This is a genomic window from Mesorhizobium sp. L2C066B000 (assembly GCF_000502335.1).
In the GTDB taxonomy this organism is placed as follows: domain Bacteria; phylum Pseudomonadota; class Alphaproteobacteria; order Rhizobiales; family Rhizobiaceae; genus Mesorhizobium.
Genome location: NZ_AYWZ01000001.1, coordinates 965929 through 981010, shown reverse-complemented (window position 1 = coordinate 981010; position 15082 = coordinate 965929). Strand labels below are relative to the sequence as shown.

The following is a 15082-nucleotide window of genomic DNA, read 5'->3' as shown; positions in this document are numbered from 1 at the left end:
ACCGCCGATAGCCACGGAACCGATGGACGCGACCGCCGTTTAAAGCCCGGAGGGCTGCTATGTTATTAGGCATGCGAATTCTGCTCGTCGAGGACGAATTCTTGCTGGCAAGCGAACTTGCCTCTTATTTCAGCGATTGTGGGGCGACCGTTTTGGGGCCGGTGTCGTCAGTCAGCCGGGCTCGACGATATATCGATTCAGCGGACGGGGCGGTGCTGGACATCGATCTTAACGGTGAGACTGTTTTTCCCCTCGCCGATGAGCTGACGGACAGAGGCATCCCGTTCGTATTCTTCTCCGGAAACGATCAGATCACCCTACCGGAGCGGTTCCGGTACACCCAAAACCTCTCCAAGCCGGCCGGGTTCAGGACGGTTGCCGGGATCCTCGCCGCGCAATCAACAGCGCTTGGTGAAGACAATGTTTTCCGCGCTCTTCCAAAACTGAGGCTGTCCGCGCGGCTGCTGCTGGGCGACCCACAGGCGGCCGATCGCCTCGTCGAACGGACATTGAAGGCGGCGCTGGAGGAGCGGTTGTCGACGCGGCATGACCTTCCCTTGAGCGAATGGCTCAATACACTCATGGAGGAGGTGCTCCGCAACGACAGGTCTGGCATCATGAATTGAGATTGTCCGATAGTTTGCCGCAGGCCGCCCTGTCGACCGCCCCCGCTACGGTACCCCTCCCAAGAGCGCTTCGCTTCGTCTTGCAAATACGGCCGCATTCCTGCTAGAAATCCTCGTGGCCAAACCTCCGCAAACCAAACCTGACTCATTCCGCGATCCTGTTGAGGGCGACGCACTCGCAGCGCTGCTCGACGAAATCGCGGAAGAGGAAACACCTGAACGGCTGTTGAAGCTCGCCCTTGAGCTGCAGCAGCAACTGCTGTTGTCAAAGCAGCTGAAAAATCCCAACTGAACGGCCTGCAGCTAGGCATCTTGATGTGCCTCGAGTTCCACGATGGCGTCATCGCCTCGTTCGCCAGACCGATGCTGCTGCGGTAATCTTTCTGCGCTCGATGTGGGCGAAACCCCAGTCTCAATAGCTCAGCGGTTCCTGCGCCCAGAAGGCCCTGATCCCATCATGACGCCGATGAGACGACCAGGAAGATCAGGGCCAACTTGGGTCGCAGCCCAAGGTCGATCACTGCTGCCCTGGCATCTCGGTATTTTCTTGCGGGTTCTTTTTAACGCCGGGCGCGGGTGATGTCTCGGCGGGGGCATTGCCGCCTTGGTTCTGTTCCGGGGTGCGCTTTACTGGCGATGTCTGCCACGATCCGCCTGAAAGGGGTATGAACACAAAGAAGGCTAGCAGTGCGACGAAGATCACAGCCGCAATGACGACGCCCCACCCGAGTACATTTCGGGTGCCACGCTGTTCTTCCTTCCGGGACACATGCTCCGTCATCACTGGACTCCTTTGTGTCATTCGATGAAGTACAAATTTATCGTGCAGATCGACCGCACGGTCTGCTCTTCCCCGGCGCCGGCCACCGGCACAGCTGAAGAAAGCTGAAGCTAATCTTCTCCAGCTTTTCGGCTGCCTGGTTTGGCGGCCCGCTTTGGGGCTTTCGGCACTGCCGGTTTCCGCTCGGGTGCAGGCGGATTGATCGCCTCGTGCGCCAACGGGGCTTTGCGCAATCGCGCCGTTTTCTCTTCCCGCGCTTTGCGCTCGGCTTCCATTACTCCTTGTGCGTAGAGGGTGGCTCGTGCGTCTCTGTCGTTTGCGTATCCACTGGCCGCCATAGTCAGCCCTCCGCCTTGTAATTTCTTGCTTCCTTCTTGGCTCCGTCTTTGCCGTGCTCGGCTGCAAGCTCTTTGGCCTGCCCGGGTGACACGTCGGTGGCTTCGGCCAACTTGATTGCCTCTTTTTCAGAGAGATCACTGTCCTTTCGCGTGGGGTTCCTTGTCATCGCAGATCTCCTATCAGAGCCCAAACGACCGGACCGGCGGTGTGTTCCGTGGAACCTTCGATAGTCCACCGATTGAGGCGGGCTATCGCGCTTCCGTCAAACGAGCGAAAAGGTTCTGATGCGGACGGACAAGATACACGATCAGCTTCAAGGCCTTTCGAACTGCTAGGCAAGCCGGGTTATGGCCGGGCTATGACCGCGTGGGACGCGTGACACACGGACGGATTCAGGCATCGATGCCAGGCGCTAGTTCTCGCCCGCGAGCGTGGCGAGAAATGACCGCCGCCATTCTGCTGCGTCATTGCGCGTGATGCGCTTGAGCAGTGCACTATGCCTTGCAATTCTTTCCTCAAGCGGCATCGCGAGCGCTTTTGCGATCGCGTCAGCAACCTCGTCGACCGCATACGGGTTCACGATCAAGGATTCGGCAAGTTCTTCGGCCGCACCCGCAAAACGCGACAATACCAGCACTCCGGGATCGGCTTCGTCCTGCGCGGCTATGTATTCCTTGGCGACGAGGTTCATTCCGTCACGCAGGGGCGTGACCAATCCGACCTGGCTAGCGCGCAACAGGCCAGCAAGCCGAGAGCGTGATACGGCACGGTGGATGTAGCGGATCGGGGTCCAAGCCAAATCCGCGTATCTTCCGTTGACCGCGCCGGCGGTTGCCTCAAGCTGGGCCCGGATGTCGGCATAGGCGCTGACCTCCTCGCGCGTCGGCGACGCAATCTGCAAATATGTTGCCGCCCGCTCGTGTTCCGGATGCTTTTCCAAAAGACGCGCGAAAGCCTGCATGCGGCCGGGGAGACCCTTGGAGTAGTCCAGCCGATCGACGCCGATGATTTGCTTGAGGCCCAGAATCTGGCGGCGCATGGAATCAATCTGCACATCCTCCGCCGCCTCATTGGCCATGCGTGCGATTGAATCGACGTCGATGCCTATCGGAAAACACCTCGATAACACCGTGCGGCCGTTCATCTCAGCCGAACCATTGATATCAAAAGTAATGGAGTTGGCCGCCTGCACTGAGCGCCGGAAATTCCCCACGTCCGTTTCGGTCTGGAATCCCACGACGTCATACTGAAGCAGATCATCGATGAGTTCTTCATGGTCGGGCGTGGCTACAAACAGGTCAGGCGGCGGGAAGGGTATGTGAAGAAAGAAACCGATCCGATTCCGGACTCCCAGCCGCCGCAACTGGGCGGCCAAGGGGATAAGGTGGTAGTCGTGAACCCACACCAAGTCGTCGTTGCCCGACAGCAGTCCTGCGAGCGCCTTCGCGAACCGCGCATTGATCTGCCGGTAGGCGTGTAGAAACTCTGCCCGGTGGTTCACCAGGTCGAGTCGGTAATGAAAAAGCGGCCACAGCGTGCTGTTGGCATAGCCATTGTAATAGAGCGAATACTCCTCATACGGCAGGGTAAGCGCAGCCGTCTCGATCTTTCCCACGCGTTCCAAGCGGATTAGCGGTTCGTCGCTCGCGGCGTAGTCCTGATACTCGGCGCTTGCTCCTAGCCACAGGCCTCCACGCTCGGCCAACGCATCCCCGATGCCTACAGCAAGTCCGCCGGCTTGCGACAGATCGCGAATGTTCCCCAGCCTGTTCGAGACGACAACCAGACGACGCGGGATGGCGCGATCGCCAGTTGGCTCCCCACCTACTGCGTCGCGCTCAAGAGGGTCACCAACCGTTTGCGAAGCCTCGTTGAGAATTTCATCCGGTCGCTGCAACAAGAGCAAATCCTGAGCGTGAAGATCGCTTGGGGAACGGTCCGCGCGTGCGATTGTTCCCGACGTAAGTGTCCAGCCGGATTCGCTGGTTCTCGGCCCGCTCGGGCGCCTTTTTCAGCGGCTCTCGCAGGATCGTCGTCGGACACACCGGTGATGAGACCCCGATCCAGCACGCCGAGCAGCCGCTTTGGCGACGGCCGGACTTACCGCTTTGGTATTCATGCTGCCGGATCCCCTGCCCTGTCATATCAACTCCCCACCTTGGCAAAAGCCCCAAGTGACCAAACCGTCAGTCCACCTCGATTACCTTGCGCGTCGGCTTTCGTTGGCGGGGCGGCTGCTTTGCGGCTACGGGCGCGGGCGGGGTCTGCGCTATCGATGCCTCCAACAACTGTCGCTGTTCTCTAAGCCGCGCCGTCTTGGCTTCCCTGGCATGCCGCTCCGCTTCCAACAGCAACTTGGCTTCTCGATCCGCCCTCTCGATCTTTTCCCTGTCGACGCGTCGTGTTTTCAAGGTCGCCTCCTTTGGTCAGACGGCGAACAAAGTGCGGACCTGAAAAAATGTTCCCAACAAATTAAGGCCTGATCTGCCTCAAATGATATTGACCAGCAGCCCGCCGGTTGCGCGCATCTGCGGCTCTGTGACGTCCAAAGGAACTGCTTGCCGTCTGCGGCGTTACGCCACCACGCTTGCGGGAAGATTACCATGGACGACAAACCCCGAACGACGATCAGAAAACCGGCCCGGATTGATCGAGGGCATTGCTTTTGCGGAGCCATCACAGCTGAATTCAGTGGCGATCCCTTTTGGATTTGTTTCGACCACGACGATGACTGCCGACGAGCGATCGGCAGCCCACTGACGATCTGGATTGGCTATCGTCCAGATCAGGTCCATTGGCTCGGCCCAAAACCAAAAACATTCTCGAAAACCAGGGGCGTCGTGCGCTCCTTCTGTTCGGAATGTGGCACCTCGATTGGGTACACCGATGAAGGCTTGCCAAACGAGTTCTACATCTCGATCGGATTCATGGACGCGCCCGAGAAGTTCCATCCCCAAGCCCAGGCCTATTGGGAAATGCGACTGCCGTTTATCAGGATGGATGACGGTTTGCCTCGCGTCGAGGGCTACACCCGAGCGCGCGACCCCACCCTGGGCAATCCCAGAGACCGGTGAGGCAGGAGGTTGGACTTTGGGCCGCGTACCTGCAAGCCAGCGCGAACCGACGTCGTCATGCGGCGAGCTTTGCTGAACCAATCCGTTTGATGGCACTGCTGATCGACCGTTCGCCATCGTCGTAGTCAGCCCAGGCGACGGTCTTTTTCAGGTGGCCCGGGACCGTGCGAACGGTGTATTTTTTCGGATCGAGATCCGCCTTCACCTGACTCCAAGTCAGCGGCATGGATACAGTCGCGCCTTCCCTGGCGCGAGGGGAGAGAGGGGCGACGGCTGTCGCCATGCGATCATTCCTGAGATAGTCGAGAAAAATCCGGGATGTCCGCAGCTTCTTGGCCATGTTGACGAGGTAGAGATCCGGGCTATCTGCCGCCATCTGGATGCAGACGGCCTTTGCGAAGGCCTTGGCCTCGGCCCATGTCGTCTTGCTGCGTTGGGCCGTCAATGGCGTCACGACATGCAAGCCTTTGCCGCCCGTGGTTTTGCAGAAGCTCACCAAGCCCAGATCTTCGAGACGATCGCGCATTTCCTTGGCTGCCGCGACCACCTTCGCAAAAGGGACTTCCGGACCGGGGTCAAGGTCGAAGACAAGTCGGCCAGGTATTTCGGGATGACCCGGCTGGCAGTTCCAGGGGTGAAGCTCAAGGCCGCCTATCTGGGCGATCGCGGCCAGACCCTCGACGCGGTCGATTTGCAGATACGGTTTGTGGTCGCCGAAGACTTTCACCAGTTCCAGCAGATTGGATGTGCCTGGCATTGCGTGGCGCTGGAAAAACTGCTCGCCGGCGTAGCCATCCGGCGCGCGCACGAGTGAACAGGGACGACCTTTGATATGTCTGATCATCCAGGGGCCAACGGTCTCGAAATATTCTGCAAGATCGAGCTTGTCGACGGGCTGACCGTCGCCGGCATTCGGCCAAAGCGGCTTGTCCGGCTTGGAAATGATGACGCCCATGACAACCGGGCTTTTTCCTGTCTTGCCAGTCACCTTGGCAGGGTCGGCAATCGGCGTCTCTTGAGGATCAGCTGGACGCTCGGCCTCGACGTCTTTTGCGGGCTTGTCTTCACGCAGGCCTTTGAAGGCGGCCTGCCGGATATTGCCACCCCCGGTCCAGCCGGCGAACTCGATTTCCGCGACCAATTCCGGCTTCGTCCAGAAGACGGTTGAATTCCTTTTCGGTGCGCCATCGCCGGTAAACGGCGACGTCGCGGCTTTCATCTCCTGCAGCCTGGGCATTAGCTGCTTGACCTTTGCCTCGCTGAACCCGGTCCCCACACGGCCGATATAGGCGAAATGTTCACCGCGATTGACGCCGACGAGCAATGACCGGAATTTGCCGTTGGTCGTCGACCAGCCGCCGATGACCACCTCATGCCCGGCGCGGCATTTCGATTTGGCCCAGGTGTCGGTCCTCCCCGAAACATAGGTTGCATCGGCCCTCTTGGAGACAATCCCCTCAAGCGAAAGGCGACAGGCAGAACGCAGCACCGCGTCGCCGCCATTGCTGAAGTGCTCGACATAGCGGATGAGATTTTGCGCGCCGCGATCGACTTCGCCGAGCATCTCGCTCAGACGTTCCTTCCGTTGTGAGAGAGGCATCTTTCGCAGATCGACGCCATTTGCGAAGAGCAGGTCAAAAGCAAAGTAGATCAGGTCTTTCGTCCGGCGCTCCGACAGCGCCGCCTGCAGTGCGGCAAAATCGGGCGCGCCGTTCTCGTCAAGCGCTACGATTTCGCCGTCGATGATGACGTTGGGGAGGCTGGCGGCCTCCTTTGCGATGGCGCCAAATTTCTCCGTCCAGTCAAGACCCTTGCGGGTCTTAAGGGCGATGTCCTTGTCTTCCACGCGCAACTGGACGCGATAACCGTCAAACTTGATTTCGTGAACCCAGTTCGTCCCGGCCGGCGGCCGGGAAAGCGTTGCGCAAAGCTGTGGTGGGATGAAGTCGGGCATCTTCGCCGCTGAGGCACCAGCGGCTCGCTTCGGCCGCGGAGCAGGCTTTGCCGACTTGGCGGCGCGCTTGTCGGCATGGCCGCGCTTGCTGTCCCAAACGGCATCCGCATCGGCCGACGATGAACCTTTCATCATGAACGGCTTCGGACCTGCCCCCTTTCCCGCTGCAATCCTTTCCATGCTCCGACCGGAGGCGACGGATCGGTCCTGAGCCAGCACCGCATCGCCATTGCCCTCTGTCGCGTATTTGTCGCGGTGTTTGATCAGCAGCCAGTTGGTCCGCTTCCCGCCATTGCGGTCATGCTTCATGCGCACGAGGACGAAGCTTCCATGCAGGCGCTTGCCCTGCAGCGTGAATTTCAGGTCGCCTTTTTCCAACGCCTTTTCGGGAGACATGGCGCCTTCCGGTTCCCAATATCCGCGATCCCACAACTGCACCGTGCCGCCACCATATTGTCCTTTGGGAATTGTGCCTTCGAAGTCGCCGTACTCCAGCGGGTGGTCCTCAACCTCCACGGCAAGTCGTTTGTCGTGAGGATCCAGTGATGGACCTTTGGTCACAGCCCATGATTTGAAGACCCCGCCAAGCTCGAGGCGAAGATCATAGTGCAGCCGCGTGGCCGCGTGTTTTTGGATGACAAACCGAAGTCGATTCGAACCCGCAATCGAGCTTTCGCCGCTGGGCTCTTTCGTCTTCGCGAAATCCCTTTTGGCCCGGTAGGTTGAAAGCTCGCCCGTTTTCATGGAAGTGCCCCGACTAATGACGCAACGCCGGACTCAACGCAGTGGGTGAGATTTGGTTCGGTTCATGGCCGAGACGGCGCCGATGCTGCTTTTCCGCTTCAGAGTGGCATCGCCGTCAAATGTAGGCCTTCACGGAGACTACACGTCATGTCGTCACCGCTGACGTTAAGGTTCCTTGGTTTGCCCAACCATTTTTGCAAGCTCTGAAAATGGTGGGATGTCCAGTTCGCCTTGCGCGTTGTTTGCGATCTGCAGAAGCCGGATCGGGAAGCAGATCGCGTCACGGTTGGCCGGTGACATGTCTTCGTAGGTCCGCTCGTCACTTGTCATGGACGCCTCTGCCTTTCGCAGGGCGGTATCGATCTCGTCAATTGACAGCAGACCTTTGTGAACGAGCAGATTGTTGATTGACGCGACCGCCATCATCAACCCTTCAAGCTGAAGATTGGCAACGTTCATGGCTTAACCGTGTTTCCGCCGCCCGGCCTCGCCGGGGCGTTCTGGCCATCGGATTGGTGCGTCTTGTCATCCACCTCATTGACTGGCCGCGTCAGACCGACCCCACTCTTGGGTTTCTTGTTGCCGGCCGCATCCTGAGAGAACGCATCCGAAGGATCAGGACCTGTTCTAGCCGGGTACTTCGTTGCGCCGGTCTCGCGACGGTTTTCATTATCAGGCATTTTTGATCACTCCAATCGGATGACCGATAACCATTACGAGCCCGGCGAGTTCCGGCGCCGCATGGAACATTTCTGGCCGTTCGTGCAGAGACAAGCGGGCGTGTCTCGGCAATCGCGCCTCGCGCACTGGCGGCAGGTCTCGCTTTCGTTGCCGACAGCACTAGGTTGCTTGTTGAGGTAAAAGGAATTCCCCATGCGGGTGGCACGCGAAGCCTGGGTTCTTGGCAAGGAGAGCATCCTCGGATTCATCAACGACAATGCCCTCAGCCACGGTGCGGCGATGGCGTTCTATGCCGTTACGTCCCTGGCCCCGATCTTGTTGATCGTTGTTGCGATTGCTGGACTTGTCTTTGGGCATGAAGCAGCTCAACTCGCTCTGTCGGCCGAAATCGCAGGCGTGATGGGATCGCAAACCGGCGACCTTCTGCGCAGCACCATCGAAAGCGCTTCTCACAGAACCGCCGGCACTGTTGCCACCTTGGTGGGCATCGTCACCCTCTTCGTGACAGCCTCCGGGGTGTTTGGCGAAATGCAGCTTTCGCTCAACACAATCTGGAAGATTGACCCACCACCCATGTCTGTGTCGCGATTGGTGCGGGCGCGGGCGGCCAGCCTGGGTCTGGTTGCAGCGTTGGGATTTCTACTGCTTGTCTCGTTGGCGGCGAGTGCCGCCATTTCCGCGCTTGGCGCTGTCATCAACGCCCATCTGCCGTTCGGCACGATCATTCTCGCGTCGATAAACGGCATTGTATCATTCGTGCTGATTTCCGCTCTGTTTGCCGCGATCTTCAAGATCCTGCCGGACCGGTCGCTCGCTTGGCGCGACGTCGCAATTGGCGCGGCAGTGACCGCTTTGCTCTTTACCATCGGCAAGTCGCTGATTGGCTGGTATATCGGAACCAGCGCGATCGCATCCTCCTATGGCGCGGCGGGTGCACTGCTGGTCGTGCTGCTTTGGGTTTACTATTCGTCGGAGATCTTCCTGCTCGGCGCCGAGTTCACACGAGCCTATTCCGTCCGTCTCGGCAGTCGGTCCGACCTTCAACCGATAATCGAGGCAGAGAGCCCGTCGCGACAGACATCGAACCTTGGGCCAACCATCCAACGCGAGGTGCAGGCCTGGATTGTGATCACGGGTTTGCTGACCTTCGTGGCGACACGGGTCTGGCCATCGCGGCGATCTTAGCTGCTTCCCACCAATTCTGTTTCTTTGGAACGCAACCCGGACGAGGGAATTGCATGGGAACAGGAGGTTGCCCATGCCAAAATTTCGCTTTGAGACGACAGTATCCGGCCAGACTACCGCATTCGAGGAAGAGCTAGCCAGCGCCGAGATGGCCAGTCCGAGAGCAATAGAGATGGCGCGCGTAGCAATGGCGGCGGACCTTGGGTCAGGGACCAAGCAATCGGGATCGACTATCAAGGTCTACGATGAAGCGGGATATCTGGTCGCCACAGTCAATTTTTCCGATGTGTTGCCGAGTGATCCGGACGCCGGACAGCATGGGACTGGCGACGCGGTTGTCGAAGAACCGGGTGTGATGCGGTCTGGCTGGTAGATCAGGGTTTCACGTTTCGCTCACGCGATTCCCCGGGAGCGCAATCGCTGGGATCGCCGGGTCCTCGGCCATCGTCAGATGCTAGAGCTGAGATTCGATCGGAAGGTGACGGACGAAGGCCGCCAGGATACGGCGAAAAAATCCGGCCTCTGGTTCATGCGTATAGTTCTGAATCTTGCCTTCGCCGCATCCATGCCAATGCAGAACATTGTGCTTCAGTTCGAGCCGATAGCTTGTTTCCGGAGAGATCTCTGATTGGAATCGATGCCGCAGCTCGGCGACCAATTTCGGATCCTCAAACAGCACGCCCATTTCCGAATTCAAGGACACTGACCGTGGATCGAAGTTGAAGGAACCGACGAAACCGATCTTGTCGTCGACTGTGAAAGCTTTCGTATGCAGACTGGCGCCCTTCGAGCCAAACACCGAGATTGCCGAGCGCCGGTTGAACGGCTGAAGCTCGAAAATTTTGACCCCATTCCTCAGCAGCCGCTTGCGATAGTTTGCGTAAGCGCCATGGACCGCGGCGACGTCCGTGGCGGCCAGGGAATTGGTCAGAACCGAAACGTCAACACCGGCGCCGACAAGGTCCAGCAAGATCGCTGTGCCCCTTTTGCCGGGGATGAAATAGGGCGACACAATTTCCAGACATCCGCGGGTGGATTGGATGATGGGACGCAGCTCTTTCATAAGCCAGCTGCGACGTCTCCAACCACGAACCTTCTCCGGCGGATCGGAAATGACCCGCACACCATCCACCCAATGAACGTCGTTGCTGGCCGCAATAAACTCTGTGATCGAGCCCCGGTTGCCGATGCCGTTCAGGAATTTGGGATCGGGGCCGGTATCGCTTCCTTCAAGCCAATTGGCATGCTCATGCTGAGCCACTGATCCCAAGGTTTTGATTGGCTTGGCTTCATTGCAAGCCCAGAAGGCATCGAATATCGCCGCGGTTTGCCGTACCGCAGGCCCCAGGAGCAGCAGATCGAGGTCCCGGAAATTGGTTTCTGCCGCATCGAAATAGGCATCGCCAACATTCCGACCGCCGACAATGGCAAATTTGTCGTCGACGATCCAAGCCTTGTTGTGCATCCGTCGCGTCAATGCAAAGAGCCGCAACAGCACTTCCACACCACGCATGATCCGGCCGCGCCTGATACCGCTCGGATTGAACAACTTCAATTCGATGTTTGGATGGTTGTTCAGCGCCAGATATGCCGCATCATTTTTACGCGGATTGACGTCGTCAAGGAGCATGCGTACCCGAACACCGCGCTCAGCAGCTCGAAAAACCTCGCGAAGCAGCAAGCGGCCGGTGTGGTCATCATGCCAAAGGTAATACATCAGGTCGAGGCTGCGCTCAGCGCTCCTTGCCGCCAGCACGCGCACGGCGAAAGCGTCATAATTGTCCGAGACAAGCAGCAAGCCGCTCTTGCCGGCCTTGATGTTGTCGTCTGCGGTTCGCGAAAGTGATACGTCCATAAAAATTGCCACCTTTGGACGGCGCTCGCTGCCATCCCGCTCAAATCATAGCTAGAACCATTCTGAGGTATTCTGGTTGCATACGCAGCGTCCAGTCACCCAATTGCTGGATGCAAGTAGGGCCAGCAATCAAGCGGCTGCAGAGCGGTCAGGAGGCTTGAGAGGCGTTGCCCCGACTGCTCTGCTGCCGCCGCGGAACTTGCGTCTCCTGCAGTCCCAGGCCCTCAGACCGCACGACCGTTGGCGGGAGCCCGATGGCGTGCGCCCCGCCGCGGCTCTTCGACGAGAATGACGTGGTCGTTGTTCTCAGTGAAGCGCAGGACCCTTTAAATTTAGATATCTCCATTATCCCGGAACCGGGTTCGGGTTTCCGAGTTAAGAAAATGCTCGCGACGGGCAATTTTCAACAGAGGAGACGGCACAATGCCCACTGCCAAGAAAGCCAATGGCAACAACAAGGACCTGGAGGACCTTTTCCTCGATGGCCTCAAAGACATCTACTATGCCGAGAAGAAAATTCTGAAAGCCTTGCCGAAGATGGCCAAAGGCGCATCCGAAGAGCAAGTTTCGGCAGCATTCGAGAAGCACCTCGCTGAAACCGAGGGGCAGGTCGAACGTCTGGAGGAGGTCTTCGAGATTCTCGGCGCGGCCGCGCGCGGCAAAACCTGCCCGGCGATCGACGGCATCCTGGAGGAAGGATCTGAAATCCTTCAGGAGTACAAGGGTTCGACTTCGCTCGATGCAGGGCTCGTCGGTGCCGCGCAAGCCGTGGAGCACTATGAGATTGCCAGGTATGGAACCCTGATTGCCTGGGCTACGACGCTCGGCAAGGATGACGTGGTTGCGCTCCTCAATGCGACACTTGAGGAGGAGAAGGCCACCGACGAGGCGCTGACTGCCCTCGGTGAAGCCGGCGTCAACGAACGAGCGGCAGAACGGAAAGCGGCTTGATTGATCGCCTACCCAACCGCCTCGGCGACCTATGTGCCGAGGCGGTCCCGCGAGATGAAGGACATGATCACGCATATCTACAAAGGACTGGAATGTTTCCTGCTTGAGTGTTCGGCCGCGCTGGTCAGGCGCCGCGCCCTTGGTGGTTCGCGCAGCGATCCTCGGCAGTTGCGAGAACAGCGCAGAGATGAGTTCAGGGCCCGCAAAGTCGCCGAATGAGCGCCAAGATGGAGAGTCGGATGGGCTTCTTTGGAAAATATTTCTCAGGACTGTTGAGCAAGAAATCGACTGACGGCAAGGGGAGCGGCGATATGCGTAAAGCTACCGGCGCGGGTCCGGCGATTGCCGCGCATTCCAAAGATGCAAAGACATCCGCTGCTTCCGGTCAAAGCACCAATGCTTCGAGCAAAAATGCAGATGGACGATGACAAAAGGCAAGATTTGGCTACCGACCCTATGTCGCATCGAATCGGCGCAAAGACGTTAAATCGTCGAGATGACCCGCATCGCAACCTTCAACGTCAATGGCGTCAACGGCCGACTGCCAGTGCTTCTCAAGTGGCTTGGCGAAACCGGCTATGACATCGTCTGCCTTCAAGAACTGAAGACCTCTGACGAAAAATTTCCCGTCGATGCGATTAGAAACGCCGGCTATGGCGCAATCTGGCACGGACAGAAATCCTACAATGGCGTGGCAATCCTCGCTCGCGGGATTGAGCCGCTGGAACGTCGTCGAGGTCTGCCGGGCGATCCCGACGATTCGCACAGCCGCTACATCGAGGCTGATGTGAATGGGCTTGTTGTCGGCTGCCTGTATTTGCCCAATGGCAATCCAGCGCCGGGGCCGAAGTTCGACTACAAACTTCGCTGGTTCCAACGTTTGATCACCTATGGCCAGGTGCTGCTCGGCGATAGCTCACCGACCATCCTGTGCGGCGACTATAACGTCGTTCCAGGCCCGATCGACGCGGCGGTGCCGGGGCGCTGGGTTGGCGATGCCGTTTACTTCCCCGAGAGCCGGAGCGCGTACGCCGAAATGCTTGCTCAGGGCTGGATCGATGCCGTCCGTCGCATTCATCCAGAAAAGGGAATTTACACCTATTGGAACTTCTCCTACCGCGGCGGGTACGATCGGAGTTCCGGGCTCCGGATGGACCATCTCTTGCTGAGTTCATCCCTATTGGATCGCCTGAAGAATGCCGGAGTAGATGCCGAAACGCGTGCATGGGACAAGCCGAGCGATCATGCCCCAGCCTGGATAGAACTTGATTGAGCTTCCTCGGCAAGGAGCCTGAAGACCTAGTGGCGCTCCTTCGTGATTAGATTTGGCCGCATGTCATGCCAGCAATGAGGACTTCCGGCGCCAAGCGATTCAAAGGACGCAATGATGACAAACAGTCAAAAGGAAGCTGAACTGATTGCGCGTCTTGCACGCCAGCATGGCGTCACCGATGGCGCTGTCATGGCTGTCCTCGAGGCGTTGCGGCGTGGTGGTGGAACCATGGCCCAGTTCAGCCACGTCGACTTCGGAGGAATGTCACAATGGTCTTCCGGCATGACGATGGTCGGCGACGTGTTCAATGACAGCCTCAAGGCGAAGCTCAACGCTATCGCGGCGGAGCTCTCGGCCTACCTGCTCGATCATCCCGCCAAGCCAAAACGCGCCGACACGAATGTGAGCTATCGTTCTGCAGCTATGGCCCACGCCGGCTCATGGTGGCCTGAGGAGCTTGGGAGCCCGTCTGCCGCTGGTTCTCAAAACAATATGCGCTACGCAGCGTTTCCTGAGCGAAGCCGCCTGGTCATCGACGATCATGGAAAGATGGAGATTTATGACACAGGCGACCATCGCATATCCGGCGTTTCGCAGAGCCAGAGCACGGCCTCCACCCTGACCTTTGTCAGCCAGCACGGCGTGGTCCGCGTATCTGATCTCAAGCGCATATCTGCGACGTAGGCCAGGGCCGCTTCCATGCAGACAGTCACGCTCATCGGCTATCTCGCGACCGTCTGCTCGATGAGCAGTTTCACCCCGCAAGCCTGGAAAATCATCAGGACACGGGAGACAAGCGGCATCTCCGCGCCGACGTATGCCATCACTGTGTTGGGCTTCGCCTTGTGGCTGGCCTTCGGCATCATGAAGGCAGAGTGGCCGATCATAATCACGAATGGCGTCTGTCTCCTGCTGTCAGCCTTCATTCTCACAATGACAGTCCTGCCGCAGGCTGAGAAAGACGCAGTTGCCAAGGCTTTCGACCCCGACGACTAAATTAGCGCTTCCAACTTTTCAGCAGCGGACCTTGGCTGCCATATGCAGGATCCTTGCGCGGACGCCCCACGCTGGGGATGGTTGCGAGCGCATCGCTATGCTGATCCTTGCTCCTACATTCGTCATAACTCCCAAACGGAGGATACGCGCCGACAACCAAAAAATCATCGGATGCCGAGAGGCATTGGTGCCCGGTCCCTGCCGGGAGGACCGCGACGTCACCGGCCTTCAGCGACAGCGTTCGTCCTTTCTTGCCGCCAAATCGGACTTCAGCATTTCCGCGCGCAATTCCCAGAACCTCGTGTATTTGCGAATGATAGTGAACGTAATCATAGATGCCGTTTCGCCAGCTATCGCCCCATCCGTTTGCATCGAAAAGCACCTCCATGACGGCTGCTGGATCAAGTCCTTCGGGCAATTCGACGGCGCCGCGATAAACGACGAGCGGCCATGCTGGATGATTGGGTACAAGTCCATCATCCTTGAACCAGAACTCATTCGACTTTCGCTGCCTCACAAATCCGGCGACAGCTTGCTTGCGCGGTCTTGCGAAACCGGTGACGTTCTCGATCACCTTCTTGCTGGTTTCCAAAATGCTCATCGACGCTGCCTCTAAAGCAGAG

At 58.5% G+C, this 15082-nt stretch carries 18 protein-coding genes; 11 read left to right on the top strand and 7 right to left on the bottom strand.

What is annotated here, in order from left to right:
- Positions 1–71: 71 nt before the first annotated feature.
- Both X733_RS161240 and X733_RS1000000169390 read left to right on the top strand, forming a co-directional pair.
- Positions 72–626 carry a response regulator gene (locus X733_RS161240; protein WP_050588792.1) on the top strand — a complete coding sequence of 185 codons (555 nt, stop codon included), beginning with the start codon at positions 72–74 and terminating at the stop codon, positions 624–626.
- 115 nt (positions 627–741) lie between these two features.
- Positions 742–918: a hypothetical protein gene (locus X733_RS1000000169390; protein WP_023681160.1), complete on the top strand. Its 177-nt coding sequence runs from the start codon at positions 742–744 to the stop codon at positions 916–918.
- Positions 919–1143: 225 nt separating this feature from the next.
- Here the strand turns inward: X733_RS1000000169390 and X733_RS161245 are convergent, their stop codons facing one another.
- The 3 genes from X733_RS161245 to X733_RS161250 form a co-directional block, all read right to left on the bottom strand.
- A complete protein-coding gene (locus tag X733_RS161245; protein ID WP_023681159.1) occupies positions 1144–1407 on the bottom strand; it encodes a hypothetical protein in 264 nt (87 codons plus the stop codon).
- A 340-nt stretch (positions 1408–1747) separates the two neighbouring features.
- Entirely contained in the window at positions 1748–1912 is a 165-nt protein-coding gene (locus tag X733_RS1000000170130) for a hypothetical protein (protein WP_023817836.1), read from the bottom strand.
- A gap of 246 nt (positions 1913–2158) precedes the next feature.
- On the bottom strand, positions 2159–3646 hold the full coding sequence (locus tag X733_RS161250) for a trehalose-6-phosphate synthase (RefSeq protein WP_023817835.1): 1488 nt from the start codon (positions 3644–3646) through the stop codon (positions 2159–2161).
- Positions 3647–4349: 703 nt separating this feature from the next.
- On the opposite strand from X733_RS161250, the gene X733_RS161260 reads away from it, so the two are divergent.
- Entirely contained in the window at positions 4350–4820 is a 471-nt protein-coding gene (locus X733_RS161260; protein WP_023817834.1) for a GFA family protein, read from the top strand.
- A gap of 55 nt (positions 4821–4875) precedes the next feature.
- Here the strand turns inward: X733_RS161260 and ligD are convergent, their stop codons facing one another.
- Positions 4876–7518 (bottom strand): DNA ligase D, encoded by a 2643-nt coding sequence (ligD, locus tag X733_RS161265; protein ID WP_023817833.1) that lies wholly within the window; start codon positions 7516–7518, stop codon positions 4876–4878.
- 165 nt (positions 7519–7683) lie between these two features.
- Positions 7684–7977 (bottom strand): hypothetical protein, encoded by a 294-nt coding sequence (locus X733_RS161270; RefSeq protein ID WP_023817832.1) that lies wholly within the window; start codon positions 7975–7977, stop codon positions 7684–7686.
- 414 nt (positions 7978–8391) lie between these two features.
- On the opposite strand from X733_RS161270, the gene X733_RS161275 reads away from it, so the two are divergent.
- The gene (locus X733_RS161275) at positions 8392–9384 is read left to right on the top strand and encodes a YihY/virulence factor BrkB family protein (protein ID WP_023817831.1); all 993 of its coding nucleotides are present in this window, start codon (positions 8392–8394) and stop codon (positions 9382–9384) included.
- A gap of 73 nt (positions 9385–9457) precedes the next feature.
- On the top strand, positions 9458–9757 hold the full coding sequence (locus X733_RS25015) for a hypothetical protein (protein ID WP_023817830.1): 300 nt from the start codon (positions 9458–9460) through the stop codon (positions 9755–9757).
- Between the two features lie 81 nt (positions 9758–9838).
- Here X733_RS25015 and X733_RS161280 read toward each other — a convergent pair whose 3' ends face one another.
- A complete protein-coding gene (locus tag X733_RS161280) occupies positions 9839–11239 on the bottom strand; it encodes a phospholipase D family protein (protein WP_023817829.1) in 1401 nt (466 codons plus the stop codon).
- Positions 11240–11662: 423 nt separating this feature from the next.
- Between X733_RS161280 and X733_RS161285 the strand changes: the two genes are divergently transcribed.
- The 6 genes from X733_RS161285 to X733_RS161305 all read left to right on the top strand — a co-directional run bounded on the left by X733_RS161285 (position 11663) and on the right by X733_RS161305 (position 14459).
- Positions 11663–12190, top strand: coding sequence for a ferritin-like domain-containing protein (locus X733_RS161285; protein ID WP_023681150.1), 528 nt, complete (start codon positions 11663–11665; stop codon positions 12188–12190).
- Positions 12191–12244: 54 nt separating this feature from the next.
- Positions 12245–12409, top strand: a complete 165-nt coding sequence (locus X733_RS161290; protein WP_023681149.1) for a hypothetical protein — start codon at positions 12245–12247, stop codon at positions 12407–12409.
- Positions 12406–12618: a hypothetical protein gene (locus tag X733_RS1000000167605; RefSeq protein ID WP_245259911.1), complete on the top strand. Its 213-nt coding sequence runs from the start codon at positions 12406–12408 to the stop codon at positions 12616–12618. Before X733_RS161290 ends, X733_RS1000000167605 begins: the two co-directional genes overlap by 4 nt.
- A 68-nt stretch (positions 12619–12686) precedes the next feature.
- Positions 12687–13463 carry an exodeoxyribonuclease III gene (gene xth, locus X733_RS161295; protein ID WP_023696334.1) on the top strand — a complete coding sequence of 259 codons (777 nt, stop codon included), beginning with the start codon at positions 12687–12689 and terminating at the stop codon, positions 13461–13463.
- Between the two features lie 114 nt (positions 13464–13577).
- The gene (locus tag X733_RS161300) at positions 13578–14147 is read left to right on the top strand and encodes a hypothetical protein (protein ID WP_031193040.1); all 570 of its coding nucleotides are present in this window, start codon (positions 13578–13580) and stop codon (positions 14145–14147) included.
- A 15-nt stretch (positions 14148–14162) separates the two neighbouring features.
- On the top strand, positions 14163–14459 hold the full coding sequence (locus X733_RS161305; protein WP_023681146.1) for a SemiSWEET transporter: 297 nt from the start codon (positions 14163–14165) through the stop codon (positions 14457–14459).
- Between the two features lies 1 nt (position 14460).
- Here X733_RS161305 and X733_RS161310 read toward each other — a convergent pair whose 3' ends face one another.
- Positions 14461–15060 (bottom strand): cupin, encoded by a 600-nt coding sequence (locus X733_RS161310; RefSeq protein WP_023691414.1) that lies wholly within the window; start codon positions 15058–15060, stop codon positions 14461–14463.
- Between the last annotated feature and the right edge of the window lie 22 nt (positions 15061–15082).